General features: G+C 61.9%; 11 protein-coding genes and 1 pseudogene. 10 read left to right on the plus strand and 2 right to left on the minus strand.

All coding sequences use genetic code 11. The features are described from left to right. Positions 1 to 233 precede the first annotated feature (233 nt). Positions 234 to 662: a phage integrase central domain-containing protein gene (locus GQO94_RS21430; protein ID WP_408636648.1), complete on the plus strand. Its 429-nt coding sequence runs from the start codon at positions 234 to 236 to the stop codon at positions 660 to 662. Positions 663 to 774: 112 nt separating this feature from the next. Here the strand turns inward: GQO94_RS21430 and GQO94_RS16955 are convergent. Next, positions 775 to 1,613, minus strand: a pseudogene (locus GQO94_RS16955) (integrase core domain-containing protein). Between the two features lie 653 nt (positions 1,614 to 2,266). Here GQO94_RS16955 and GQO94_RS16960 point away from each other — a divergent pair. From GQO94_RS16960 to GQO94_RS16980, 5 genes are all read left to right on the plus strand, one after another. After that, positions 2,267 to 4,267: a TadE/TadG family type IV pilus assembly protein gene (locus GQO94_RS16960; RefSeq protein ID WP_156842624.1), complete on the plus strand. Its 2,001-nt coding sequence runs from the start codon at positions 2,267 to 2,269 to the stop codon at positions 4,265 to 4,267. A gap of 112 nt (positions 4,268 to 4,379) precedes the next feature. Further along, positions 4,380 to 6,395, plus strand: coding sequence for a pilus assembly protein TadG-related protein (locus GQO94_RS16965; protein ID WP_232332989.1), 2,016 nt, complete (start codon positions 4,380 to 4,382; stop codon positions 6,393 to 6,395). A 20-nt stretch (positions 6,396 to 6,415) separates the two neighbouring features. Further along, positions 6,416 to 6,997, plus strand: a complete 582-nt coding sequence (locus GQO94_RS16970) for a TadE family protein (protein WP_156842626.1) — start codon at positions 6,416 to 6,418, stop codon at positions 6,995 to 6,997. Next, positions 6,994 to 7,668, plus strand: coding sequence for a TadE/TadG family type IV pilus assembly protein (locus GQO94_RS16975; protein ID WP_156842627.1), 675 nt, complete (start codon positions 6,994 to 6,996; stop codon positions 7,666 to 7,668). Before GQO94_RS16970 ends, GQO94_RS16975 begins: the two co-directional genes overlap by 4 nt. A gap of 44 nt (positions 7,669 to 7,712) precedes the next feature. Beyond that, entirely contained in the window at positions 7,713 to 8,429 is a 717-nt protein-coding gene (locus tag GQO94_RS16980) for a hypothetical protein (RefSeq protein ID WP_156842628.1), read from the plus strand. Between the two features lie 21 nt (positions 8,430 to 8,450). Here GQO94_RS16980 and uvrB read toward each other — a convergent pair whose 3' ends face one another. Next, a complete protein-coding gene (uvrB, locus tag GQO94_RS16985; protein WP_156842629.1) occupies positions 8,451 to 10,637 on the minus strand; it encodes an excinuclease ABC subunit UvrB in 2,187 nt (728 codons plus the stop codon). A gap of 113 nt (positions 10,638 to 10,750) precedes the next feature. On the opposite strand from uvrB, the gene GQO94_RS16990 reads away from it, so the two are divergent. The 4 genes from GQO94_RS16990 to GQO94_RS17005 all read left to right on the plus strand — a co-directional run bounded on the left by GQO94_RS16990 (position 10,751) and on the right by GQO94_RS17005 (position 13,512). Further along, on the plus strand, positions 10,751 to 11,317 hold the full coding sequence (locus GQO94_RS16990; RefSeq protein WP_156842630.1) for a DUF3617 family protein: 567 nt from the start codon (positions 10,751 to 10,753) through the stop codon (positions 11,315 to 11,317). 122 nt (positions 11,318 to 11,439) lie between these two features. Continuing rightward, on the plus strand, positions 11,440 to 11,961 hold the full coding sequence (locus GQO94_RS16995) for a DUF3617 domain-containing protein (protein WP_156842631.1): 522 nt from the start codon (positions 11,440 to 11,442) through the stop codon (positions 11,959 to 11,961). Between the two features lie 53 nt (positions 11,962 to 12,014). Beyond that, positions 12,015 to 12,620 carry a DUF3617 domain-containing protein gene (locus GQO94_RS17000; RefSeq protein ID WP_156842632.1) on the plus strand — a complete coding sequence of 202 codons (606 nt, stop codon included), beginning with the start codon at positions 12,015 to 12,017 and terminating at the stop codon, positions 12,618 to 12,620. A gap of 106 nt (positions 12,621 to 12,726) precedes the next feature. Next, positions 12,727 to 13,512, plus strand: coding sequence for an esterase/lipase family protein (locus tag GQO94_RS17005; RefSeq protein ID WP_332310851.1), 786 nt, complete (start codon positions 12,727 to 12,729; stop codon positions 13,510 to 13,512). Positions 13,513 to 13,546: the final 34 nt, after the last annotated feature.

The raw sequence follows: 13,546 nt of genomic DNA on the forward strand, positions 1-13,546 counted from the left end.
CGGTGTAAATCCCTCATCCCCCTCGCCGCCATCGCGAAAGGGAAAAAGTGGACGACTTTTACGCCGCCCGCAGCAGCACTTCGCCGCCGCTACCGTGGTCTAATTTTGCACCGCCGTTCTCAGGGTGGACGTGACGCGAGTCCGCTTTGCGGCACCAGTACATATGAGAACACTGTAGAAAGCCGCGGAATTCAGCGGTAAAATTCCTCTGGATTGTTCCGTCTGTTCCCATCATGTTCTGCCCAGGTTCAACAAAAGTGGCCCACGAACTGGTGGGCCAGGGACTTTGCAGGAGGCGTGGCCCACCGTGCTTACGACCGTACAGATTCGTGCGCTCCAATCTCGAGCGAGGGCATCACGAAACGGCAATTCGCTTGCGCTCATTTGCGAGCCGGGTGTTGCGCTACGGCTTCGCCACGCTTCGTACCGACGGTAACCCAGCAGGCATTCTCAGAGGCGCTCTCATAGGCCCGCAGGTCACTCACAATGCAGCAATCGTCGAGCCCGCTAAGGTGGGCGAGTTGTTGCGAGCGATCAAAGAGTACTCCGGCCGCCAGGAAAACGCATTTTTGCGCTGCGTCTCGCGCCGCATGTCTTTATTCGGCCCGGAGAGCTACGCAACGGCAAATGAAACGAGATCGACTTTGCCGAGAAAGTCTTGATTGTCGCGCTCTCTCATTCTGATCGTCGCGCGACATTGACGGTGAGCGAAGTGCAATGCGCCAGAAGCTCGGTGCGGACGCATCCAAGCGGCAGAGAGGCTGGCGCAGGCGGTTAACCTCGACATGACCGCCACTTGGGAGCCGATCCCCCCGCAGCTTGGCCGGCTTTCTCTGCGGGGATTCTTCCGCCCAGTTTCGAGTGTGGCCTAATGTGGTTGTAATCATGCCGCCAGGCATCGAGCACGAAGCGGGCATGCGGCAGCGATGTGAGCAGCGATGTGAGCAGCGATGTGAGCAGCGTCTCGTTGAGGCTTTCGTCGCGCAAGCGACCATTGAAGCTCTCGATGAAGCCGTTTTGCATTGGCTTGCCTGGCGCGGTATCGTGCCATTCGACCCGCCGCTCCTGCGACCAGCGCAGGATGGCGACGAGGTCAGCTCGGTGCCATTGTCGCTGACCACCGTGCGCGGTTTGCCCCGTAGCCCGATCAACCGGGTCAGTTCGCGCGCGACCCGCACGCCCGATAGCGATGTGTCGGCCACCAGCGCCAGGCACTTGCGCGTGTAGTAATCGACCGCGCACAGGATGCGGAAGCGCCGGCTACAGGCGAAAGTGCCCGAGATGAAGTCCAGGCTCCATCGCTGGTTAGGCCCATCCGGCAGCACCATCGGCGCCCTGGTACCCAGCGCACGCTTACGGCCACCGCGGCGACGGACCCGCAGGTTCTCCTCGCAATATCTCCGTAACAGCTTCTTGAGCCTGGCGTTCTCGTCCTCGAGCGCCCGTAGCCGACGGGCCTCGGATACCTTCAGCCCGCCGAACTTCGACTTCCATTCGTAGAACGTGGCTGAGCTGATCCCATGGCGACGGCAAACGTCCGCCGTCACCATCCCCGCTTCCTGCTCCTTCAATATTGGGATGATTTGCTCTTCGCTGAACCTGCTGCGCTTCATTTCGTCCGACTCCTTTGTGTCGGACTCTACTCAAGAAACGGTCACATTTCAGGGGAGCATGTCACGCGCACGTCGGTCAATGGCGAGCGCCCGCGCTTCGGCGACTCTGGCGGGATCGGGCGGCTGACTACGATCAGCTTCAGGTTCAGGTCGCCTTCGCCAGAGCCGGTCTCGCGGCTGTGCTTTCGTGGCGTCAGCACGGCTGAGGGTGCGCCGCCGCCTGACCGCCAGGCCTTCTTCGTGATAAAACCATACAGTTTCCTTCCCGCTGATCATGCGCCCCCGGCCCGGCAAGTTTCCGAGAACCTCGTTCGCTTCATCTGTCGGTCCTTCTCGTAAGCCTGGGCACTAATTAAGTTTGAAGAAAAATAAAGGGGTGCGCCGTTTTGTAGCAAGTCGTTGTCTGCGAATGGTTGAAAAAAGTCGACTTTCGTTTCTCATGTCGCAGTGAAAATTGAAACGAAGCGCAAGTATTGATTAGTATCATCAATGATTTTTTATCGATCAACTATATTATTCATTCGCGCCACGGAAATTCAGGACTGAAGGCGGAATCCGAACTCGGCACTCACACACGTGCAACGCCCCTTTACCCGATATTTACGCGGCTCTCCTAGGGTCGGCGGGGAATACGGGAATGGCGTGCACGCGATATGGCCTGGTTTTTCAGGAACTGGAGAAGCGACGATAGGGGGAGCGTACTGCCGATTGCGGCCGTCGCGATCCTGTTGTCGGCTGCGTTGATCGGCAGCGGCGTCGATCTCAGTCGCGCCTATCGGGCCAAAAATCGGCTGCAATCCGCATGCGACGCGGCGGTCCTGGCGGGGCGGCGCGCGGAGACCAGCAACGGCTTCGATGACAGCGCGCAAACCCAGGCCGAGAACTTCTTCAACGCCAATTTCAGCGACGAGCGCCAAGACACGCACGACACCTCGTTCGAGCCTTACTCGGACAACGATGGCGAGACGGTGAAGGGCGTGGCCCGCACAAAGTCCGCCAACCTGTTGATGTCATTGTTTGGGTTCGAGGAAGTGGCGCTCGAAGTCGAATGCCAGGCTTCGATGGGGATCGGCAACAGCGATGTGGTGATGGTGCTCGACACGACCGCGTCGATGAACTTCAACATGGATGGCTTTGGCGATTCTGGTGAGCGGATGGCCGCGCTCAAGGACGCAATGAAGAATTTCTACGTGACGCTTGAGAACGCCACGAACGGGACCAATGCGCGTGTGCGCTACGGGTTTGTGCCGTACGCCTCGAGCGTCAATATCGGGAGACTGCTGTACGAGACCGACCCCAGCTACATAGCGGACAGTTGGGAATACCCGTCGCGCAAGCCCATCTATCGGATCGAGACGACACAAACCCTGGATCACTATGGCAATCCAGTCATCACGACCGGGACTTCGTCGGATCAGGGGGAGCTCGACTCGGAACGCTACGGTGACAATTTCTACTGGAGGCGGTCGGACTGCCAGTCCGAGCTGCCCAGTGCGACGTCCTGGGAAGACGCTTCGCCCACCACAGAAACGAATACCTATTTCAATGATGCCGGGCAGCGCGTGACCGTTACGGTCACGACGCAGCGCCAGACCCGAAAGGAATACTACTGCGCGTCCCCTTTTTTCGGCTACCGGCCGTATGTCCGAACCGTCTACCGGGACAGCAAGACGCACCAGCACGCGACGCAGGATCCTGTCTACGTCACGACCGAAAACCGTATTTTCGAGCGATGGTCCTATGAGCAGGTCATCCATCCCACGGACGTCTTCAAGTCCGGTCTTTCGGCAACTCTGCCGATCGGCGAAAGCGGGGGGCAGCCGAGCAACATGACCTCGCGCTGGAACGGCTGTGTGCAGGCCGTCAAGACCTCGCCCGCCGAGACTTTTACCTATTCCAGCCTGAACGGAATGCAGCCGAGCGATGCCTACGATCTCGATATCGACCATGTGCCCGGTGCCGATCCCGATACGAAATGGGGCCCGATGTGGCCTGAGGTCACTTACAAGCGGACGGAATACATCTCGAGAAACTGGTACCTGAAACAGGATGCCTCCTACAACGGCGTGTCGATGAGCAATCCGGACGATGTCGTTTGCCCCAAGGAAGCGCAATTGCTCAGCGAGATGGAGCAGTCCGACTTCAATGCCTATGCCGATGCACTCACGCCCAAGGGCGGCACCTATCTCGATGTGGGCCTGATCTGGGGCGGGCGGCTTTTGTCAGAAGACGGCGTATTTGCGAATAATGTCAAGCAAGCCCCCGACAATGGTGGCGAAGTTTCGCGCCATCTCATTTTCATGACCGACGGCGAAATGTCGCCTAACATCAATACGCTGACGGCGTATGGCATCGAGTACTTCGATCGCAAGACGACTCCCGACGACGAAAGCTACGGTTACGTCCTCAGCCGCTGCTGCGCTAGCGACAGCGACGATAGGGCTCGCCATTCCGAGCGCTTCCTGGCCGTGTGCAAGGCCATCAAGGCCAAGGGGATCCGGCTGTGGACGATCGCCTTCACCAAATCGAGCACGACGAATCTCGATACCTGCGCTTCGGATAACAGCTCCTACTCGCCCGAGGATGCCGAGGAATTGGACGAGGCCTTCCAGGAGATCGCGAAGCAAGTGGGCGAGCTGAGGATCATCGAATGAGCGCGGCGCGCTTTATGCGCTCCCGATCGGATCGTGATTACCCAAAATTAACGCGGAGGACCGTATCCGGGCGCATTATTCGTCTTCTTGAAAGCCTCTGGCGATGCGAAGCGTGCGTTCTCGTTTCCTCAACGATCGTCAAGGCAGCGTGCTGCCGGTGGCGGCCGTCTCCCTTTTGCTGCTTGCGGCTCTGATGGGGAGCGGGGTGGATCTGAGCCGGGCCTATCGTGCCAAGAACCGGTTGCAGTCGGCGTGCGACGCCGCCGTGCTCGCGGGGCGTCGTGCCGAGACCAACCAGGGATTCGACGCGACCGCGCGTTCGCAAGCGATGAACTTTTTCGCCGCGAACTTCGACGACGTTCGCCAGGATACCGTCAATACCGTCTTCGCGCCCTATTCCGACGACAATGGCGAAACGGTCAAGGCGACGGCGAGTACGACATCGAACAACATGATCATGAAGATGTTCGGCTTCGCGCAAGTGGATCTCGCGGTCGAATGCCAGGCCTCGATGGGGGTGGGCAACAGCGACGTGATCATGGTGCTCGATACGACCGGCTCCATGGAATACGACATGGCCGGATCGACGCAAAACAACTACCGCATCAACGCGCTGCGCACCGCGATGAAGAACTTTTACGCGACGGTGAAGACCGCAACAACGGGCACCAACGCGCGCGTTCGCTATGGCTTCGTGCCGTACAGCTCGGCGGTGAACGTCGGCCAAGTGCTGCTCGATACCAATCCGGACTATCTTGCGGACAACTGGACCTACCAGACTCGCGATCCGTACTATCGGGACGTCCAGGTGTTCGATCATTGGGGCGATGAAGTATCGTCCCCGGCTTCCGTCTCTCCCCAGGAGACGGCGGAATCGCTTACGAGCAACTGGGCAAACGCGAGCAGCGCGAATTACAGTTCGAATTCCTGTGCCAGCGCTAGACCCCCTGCTACGAATTGGACAGCGTCGGGCAATCCGACGCCGGGAAGCAGCGTCAGCTATCCCAATGGAAAGCGCGTGACGACCTACACGTCAAGACAACGCGAGATCCGCACGAACTATCGATGTTATCAGACCAATATTAACAAGAATAATAGCTATGCAGTCCAATCGCGTGGCGAAGAACGTTACGTCACGAGCACCGTGAGATATGGCGTGCAGGATCCTGTCTATCGCACTGACAAGGTTTTCGACCATTGGGACTATTACGCAAAGTCTCGTGACACCAGTGTCTATAAGACGTTCACGAACGTCACGACTTTGATCGGCGAGACATCGGGGCAGCCTTCGAACATCACCTCGCGCTGGCGGGGCTGCGTACAGGAACCCACGACCGTACCCGCCTCAAGCTTCAGCTTTTCGAGCATTACCGGTCTCACGCCCGACGGCGCACAGGATCTCGATATCGATCACATTCCAGGTGGCGAAGATAGCACGCGCTGGGGTCCGATGTGGCCAGCGATGACTTATCAGCGCAAGGTTGCCTACAACGGTAACTGGTATCTGACGACGGCCAATACGACTGCCGGCGATGCCATGACGAGCACCAATTCCACTTGGTGGCCCTGTCCTACGGCTTCCAAGCTTCTTGCTTCCATGAGCCAGAGCGCCTTCAACGCCTATGCCGATTCCCTGACCACGTCTGGCGGAACGTACCTTGATATCGGCATGGCCTGGGGCGGGCGCTTCATTTCGCCCGACGGCATCTTCGGCGACCTCGTCAACGAGCCGCCGGACAACGGCGCCGAGGTGTCCAAGCACATCATCTTCATGACCGACGGCGACATGGCGCCCAACCTCAACACCCTGACGTCCTACGGTATGGAATATTTTGACCGCAAGACGACGCCGGACGGGGTCAACTACGGCAACCCGCTGGCTTCGGGCCTGCATTCGAATTCGGACGATATCGCCCGCCACAGCTCGCGGTTCCGTGCGGTGTGCAAGTCGATCCGTGCCAAGGGGATCCGCATCTGGACGATCTCGTTCAAGTCGGGTTCGCCCTCGGCGGATCTTGCCGCCTGTGCATCGGACAACAGCTCGTTCAACGCCAGCAACGCGACGCAGCTCAACGCCGCTTTCCAGGAGATCGCCAAGCAAGTCGGCGAACTGAGGATAGTGGAGTGAGGTGCGAGGACTACCCTTCGATGCGCCGTCGCCGCCTGCTCGCGCGCCTGAGGCGGGACCGGGCAGGCGTCACCGTGGTGGAATTCGCGCTGGTGGCGCCGGTTTTCCTGCTGCTGCTGATGGGCACGTTCGAGATCGGCCACATGGCCTATGCGAACGCGGTCCTGAGCGGCGCGGTTGAACAGGCAGCCCGTACCGCGACGATCGAGGCGGGCGACATCGCGGCCGCCGATGCCAGGGTCGAGGATACGATCCGCATGGTCGTGCCGGACGCGAAGTTCGCTGCGACGCGCAAGAGCTACTTCGATTTCAAGGACATCAATCGCCCCGAACAGTGGAACGACGTGAACGGCAATGGCGATTGCGACAACGACGAGAACTTCGTCGACGAAAACGGCAATGGCCAATGGGACGCCGATATCGGCACGGGCGGCAATGGCGGCGCCAACGACGTCGTTCTCTACAAGGTCACGGTCGACTATCAGCCGATCTTTCCGATCCCGTTCGTGGGCGAGCAAACCCTGACCGCAACGGCGGTGAAGAAGAACCAGCCCTTCGCCAATCAGGAATCCTACGGCACCGACGCGGGGGCTTGCGAGTGAGCGATCGCAGGCCAGTCCAGTCCCGGCTCTCCCGTGCTCGCGCCTGGGCAGGCCGTTTCGGGCGCAATGCGGACGCGGTTTCGATGCTCGAATTCGCGCTGGTCCTGCCGGTTCTGCTGACGCTCGGGATGTACGGCACCGAAATCGCTTACATGTCCACGGTCGATATGCAGATCAGCCAGATCGCCAATTCGGTTGGCGACAATGCATCGCGTTTGGGCCAGACGGACAACAGCGCGGTCACCCCCACGATCACCCAGGCGCAAGTCAAGGCCGTCCTCGACGGCGCGATCGAAGAGGGCAGCCGCCTCGGTCTGGAGGAGAACGGGCGCGTGATCCTGTCCAGCCTCGAGCGGGCTCCCGTCACGGGAAAGAACTACATTCATTGGCAACGCTGCATCGGCGATCTCGATCGCGATTCGGCTTATGGCGGCGAGGGGTTGGGGCTCGTTGGCGCGACCTTGCAAGGGCTGGGCAAGCCCGGCCATCTGATCGCCCCGCCCGCCAATTCGGCCGTGATGTTCGTCGAGGTCTATTTCGAATATCAGGGGCTTTTCGGGACGATGTTCGTCGGCAACAAGGTCTTCAAGCACGAGGCGGCCTACGTGCTGAGAGACGATCGCAACCTCACGCCGGGACTGACCGGCCTCAGCGTGGGCATCGAATGCTGATGCGCGCGGGCCACGGTTCCGGGCGCGGACGCCAGGGGTGCTGAATGGCGTTCTGGCACCTTCTCCTGCTCGTCGGCCTTCTGGGCGCCGGCCTCGTCTGGACGCTTGCCTATCTCCTGCGCCATTGGGCGCGCGAGAACGGCGAGAAAGTGGCGGCGCGCAAGGCCCGTTTCCGGCAAACCCTGGCGAGCGCCGCGCGCCGCCTGCGGCCACCGCAACGCAAGAGGAATGCGGACGGGGGCGTAAGATCGCCGCCGGGTCGTGGCAGGGCATCGCCGTCGGACGATTCGCGTGGGGCGCGACCGACGCTCCGCGAAACGCCACTGCCTGCTTCGGCTTCGGCCCCGCGTTTCGGGACTGCGCGACACGATCGGCCCGCGCAAGCCAAGGTGAAGGTCGACGAAGCCCCGTCTCAAGCCCTACCGGTGCCGGAGCGGGAACCTGAGGTCGGACTTCGGGCGCTCGAAGCCGTCCGGTCGGACCTGCGTGAGACCAGCGACCCATCGCTCGGCAATCTCACCGCGCTGTTCGACCGGCTGGAGCATGGCGACTTGTCGATCGAGGAATTCCTGAAGGCCGCGGCGCTCGAACGGGAAGAAGCCGAACGGCAGATCCGCTGCCTGGAAGTGCTCTACGAAAGCCGCAGCGAGCTTGAACAGGATGCTTCCTACCAACAGGCACGGGACAACTGCATGGCGGCGATCAAGTGTCAGGAATGGGCGCTGGAGTTCCGAGAGACGCTGCGACACGCCCACCTCTGAGGCGCTCTTGACCGTCGCGCCTTACTTCCCCCACTTCCTCTGAGTCTTGCCGTAGCGCGTCTTGCGCGTTCCCGGCTTGCCTTCGTTCGATCGGCCGACTCGTGGCGCCTTGTGCTGCCCTTCGGGCAAGCCGAGCTCGTCGTTCTCCAGCCTGCGGATCTCGTCACGCAGCCGCCCGGCTTCCTCGAACTCCAGATCCGCCGCGGCCGCGCGCATCTTCTTTTCCAGATCCTCGATATAGGCGCGCAAGTTGTGGCCCACGAGGTTGTTCTCGCCCTCGGCATCGATGTCCACGAGCACGCCATCGCGGCTGGCGGTATCAGCGACGATATCGGCAATGCGGCGCTTGATCGTGGTCGGCGTGATCCCGTGCTCGGCGTTGAACTCTTCCTGTCGGGCGCGGCGCCGGTCGGTTTCGGCCATCGCGCGTTCCATCGATCCGGTGATTCGGTCGGCATAGAGGATCACGCGCCCGTCCACGTTGCGCGCGGCGCGGCCGATCGTCTGGATGAGCGAGGTCTCGCTGCGCAGGAAGCCTTCCTTGTCGGCATCGAGAATGCAGACCAGCCCGCACTCGGGAATGTCGAGGCCCTCGCGCAGCAAGTTGATACCGACCAGCACGTCGTAGACGCCCATGCGCAGATCGCGGATCAGTTCGATGCGCTCCAGCGTTTCCACGTCGGAGTGCATGTAGCGGACTTTGACGCCGGCTTCGTGCATGAACTCGGTGAGGTCCTCGGCCATGCGCTTGGTGAGCGTGGTAACCAGCGTACGATAGCCCTGCTTCGCGGTTTCGAGGCATTCGTGGATGCAGTCCTGCACCTGATCCTCGACCGGGCGCACTTCGACCGGGGGGTCGATCAGGCCAGTGGGGCGGATCACCTGCTCGGCGAAGACGCCGCCAGTCTGCTCCATTTCCCAGCTTCCGGGCGTGGCGGACACGCAGAACGTCTGCGGACGCATCGCGTCCCATTCGTTGAAGCGTAGCGGGCGGTTGTCGATGCACGAGGGCAGGCGGAAACCGTACTCCGCCAGGGTGATCTTGCGCCGGTGGTCACCCTTGGCCATCGCGCCGACTTGCGGCACGGTCTGGTGGCTTTCATCGACGAACAGCAGCGCGTTGTCGGGCAGGTATTCGAACAAGGTCGGCGGCGGCTCGCCGGGCAACCGCCCGGTCAGAAAGCGCGAGTAATTCTCGATGCCCGCGCACGAGCCCGTCGCGGCGATCATCTCGAGGTCGAAGTTGGTGCGCTGCTCCAGCCGCTGCGCTTCGAGCAAGCGTCCTTCGCCTTCGAGTTCCTTCAGCCGCTCGCCCAGTTCGAAGCGGATCGCTTCGGCGGCCTGCTTCATTGTCGGGCCGGGGGTGACATAGTGCGAATTGGCGTAAATCCGCACTTTCTCAAGGCTCGCGCCCTTCTTGCCGGTGAGCGGATCGAACTCGGCGATGTCCTCGATCTCGTCGCCGAAGAAGCTGACGCGCCAGGCCATATCCTCGTAGTGTGAGGGAAAGATTTCCAGATTGTCGCCGCGCACGCGGAAGTTGCCGCGCGCGAAAGCGGCGTCGTTGCGCTTGTATTGCAGCGCGACCAGCTTGCGGATCAGCTCACGCTGGTCGACGGTCTCGCCTTTCTTGATGTCGAAGATCATCGCCGAATAGGTCTCGACCGAGCCGATGCCGTAGAGGCACGAAACCGAGGCGACGATGATCACGTCGTCGCGCTCCAGCAGCGCGCGGGTGGCGGAGTGGCGCATCCGGTCGATCGCCTCGTTCACCGAGCTTTCCTTCTCGATGTAGGTATCGGACCGAGGGACGTAGGCCTCGGGCTGGTAGTAGTCGTAGTACGATACGAAATACTCGACCGCGTTCTCGGGAAAGAAGTCCTTGAACTCGGCATAGAGCTGCGCGGCGAGGATCTTGTTGGGCGCCAGGATCAGCGCCGGGCGTTGCAGTTCCTCGATCACCTTGGCCATCGTGAAGGTCTTGCCCGAGCCGGTGACGCCCAGCAGCACTTGCGTCTTCTCGCCCTCCTTCGCGGCTTCGACCAGCTCGGCGATCGCGGTCGGCTGATCGCCGGCGGGTTCGTATTCCGAAACGATCTGGAGCCGCTTGCCGGGGAGCGACTTCTCGGGGCGCGCGGGCTTGTGCGGGACGAAGCTGCTCGAAGTGTCGGGCTCTTCCAGCCCGCGGCGGATGACGAGTTCGCTCATGGCGGAACATATGGGGCACGAACACGGGGTTCGCAACGCGCGTCTTGGCAGGCCTGGGGGGCAGTGATAGCCCGCAGGCCTGAAACGGTGTGGATCTGCGGGAAGGTGCGGGAATGAAATCGATCGCTTTGAGCGGCGCGGCGCTCGCGACCGTGCTGCTGGCAGGGTGCGGCGGGCCGGACCCCAAGGAGGAGAACGCGCCCAAGTCCATGGTCGATGCGAAAGCCGAAGCCAGCAAGATCGAGAGACCGCGTCCCGGCCAGTACCGGCAAGTGGTCGAGATCACGCGCTTCGAGATGCCGAGCCTGCCGAAGGAAGATTCCGACCGCATGGCCGCGATGGCCAAGACCAAACAGGAAACCGAGTTCTGCCTGACCCAGGAAGAGTCGGAAAAAGGATTTCGCGACATGTTCCAGGACGTCGGCAAGGGCGGCGAGTGCCGCTACTCGCGTTTCGACGTCGGTGGCGGGAAAGTGAATGCGCAGCTCGATTGCGCCAGCGTGACCGAGGGCACCGCGACTTTCGTGCTGGCCGGGAACGTCGGCCCCGAAGGCTCGGACGTGACGATCGATGCCGACTTGCAGAACCCGTCCTCGCCAACCGGAACCGCGAAGATCGGAATGCACATGAAGACCGAACGGCTGGGGGACTGCGCCGACACGCCCAAGGTGAAAGACTGAGCGCACAGTAAATCACGATCATAGAGTGCGAAATCGCACATCCAGACCAGGCCGCGGCATGCAAATGAGGGCTGGACTCGTCTGAGCGGGGCTGAAAAAATGCGCCGTTCTTGGGACAGACCATGATCGACGGAGGGGATTTCATCGTGAATTTGAACCGCAATATTTCTATTGTCGTCTTTACCCTGGCGGGCGGCGTCGCGTTGCCGCTTGCGGTCAGCGGTCTTTCGGCGGCCGGCAGCGGGATGACGCCCGGCAAATGGCGCACTTCGACGACGATTACCGACATGACCATTCCGGGTCTCCCGCCGCAGGTCGCGCAGATGATGAAGGGTCGCATGGGGCAGGGCTATTCAGTCGATACCTGCATCACGCCCGAGCAGGCGAGCCGGCCGCCTTCCGAGGCGCTGGGCGCGCGTAAGGACAGCGACTGCAAGTACGAGACATTTTCGTTTTCGGGCGGCAAGCTGAGCGCGGTGATGGTCTGCAACGTCAAGGGGCAGGGCAAGATGCGCTCGATCGTCAACGGCACCGTGTCGGGAACGGGCTACACGATGACCACCGACACCACGATCGACAACGCGCGCACCGGAGCGATGAAGGTGAAGGGCACCGTGACCGGCAAGCGCATCGGCGGCTGCTGAGCCTGGACCGGAATCATCGACCGGCACTGCCGGACCACAGGGAGAGAATTGCCATGCGTGCTGCCGTGAGTTGGAAGCGTCTGGGAAGGCGACAGGGCAAGCGACTGGCCGTGTCCATGGCCGCGGCGCTCGTGCTGGCGGCCTGTTCGTCGCAAGACGCGACGAAGGACGATTCGGCCGACACTGCGAAAAGCGCGAAGGGCGAGAGCAATGCCGAGGTCGCAGCCAAAGTCGCGGCGGCGAACGTCACGCCGCAGCCCGGCCGTTGGGAAGTGCAGATGCAGATCAAGGCCTTCGATGTCCCCGGCATGCCGGACTCGATGAAGGGCATGATGCAAAAGGAAATGGGCAAGCAGCGCACTGTCGCTACCTGCCTGACCCCCGAAGAGGCGGCGAAGCCGAAAGGGGAATTCTTCCAGCCCGGCAACGACGATTGCACGTACAAGACCTTCTCGATGGAAGGCGGGCGGATCGAGGCGTCGATGACGTGCACCGAGCAAGGCATGAAGCAGGACTTGCAAATGCAGGGGACGTATTCCGAAGACGCCTACGACATCGCGATCCAGACCAAGGGCGAGATGGAGGGCAAGCCGATGTCGATGGAGATGGGCATCGTCTCGAAGCGCGTGGGCGAATGCCGCGGCGACGAAGTGGGATGACACTTTTCTGACGGCCGAGGGTTCCTAAATGACACTTTGAAGACGTCGTTCTAGAAGGAACCCAAGACCCCCAGGCGATTTGCAGGGGTGGCAGGCAGTTGAAACCATGATCGGACCCCTCGCAGGCGCCGCAGTCGCGGCCGGCAGTGCAATGAAGGACGCGGGCCGACCCTTGCGGGTCCTGGCACGGCGCGCTGCGCTTGCGCGCCAGCCACAGCCGCAAGGCGTGCGTTCGCCGCCGCTGCGCTATCTGCTGGGCGAAGTCGCCGCCTGGATGCGGCGCGAGCCATCGGGCGAGCATGGCGTTCATAGCGATCGTCCGCAGCCGGTCATGATCATCCCCGGCTTCGGCGCGCATCCCAAGCGGATGCAGGCGATGGCCGATGCGCTCGAAGCGGCGGGCCATTCTGTGCATCACTGGGGTCTCGGGTTCAATCTCGGGCCGACGCCGCAGAACTTTGCGTTTCTCATGCGCCGCGTCGCGATCCTCGCTCAGGAGGAAAAGGCGCCGGTCGCGTTGATCGGCTGGAGCCTTGGCGGGCTCTACGCGCGCGAGATCGCGCATCGCATGCCCGATCAGGTCGCCAAAGTGATCACCCTGGGCTCCCCGTTTTCCGGCGATCCCCGGGCCAACAACGCGTGGCGCGTCTATCAGGCGGTGACCGGCCATGCCGTCGATGCGCCCCCGGTCGAGAGCACTTGTGGCCACAAGCCTCCCGTTCCGACGATCGCGCTATGGAGCCCGCGCGACGGGGTGATCCATCCCCGGTCGGCCAGCGGCTGGCGCCACGAGCGGGACCGGGCGGTGGCCATGCGTTGCACGCACCTCGGCTTCGCGTGCGACCGCGAGGTCATCGCCGAAGTCCTGGTGCAACTGGAACGCGAAGACTGATCACACTCCTGTGTGAGCCGGGCCACGAGGTAAG

The organism is Novosphingobium aquimarinum (assembly GCF_009746585.1).
In the GTDB taxonomy this organism is placed as follows: domain Bacteria; phylum Pseudomonadota; class Alphaproteobacteria; order Sphingomonadales; family Sphingomonadaceae; genus Novosphingobium; species Novosphingobium aquimarinum.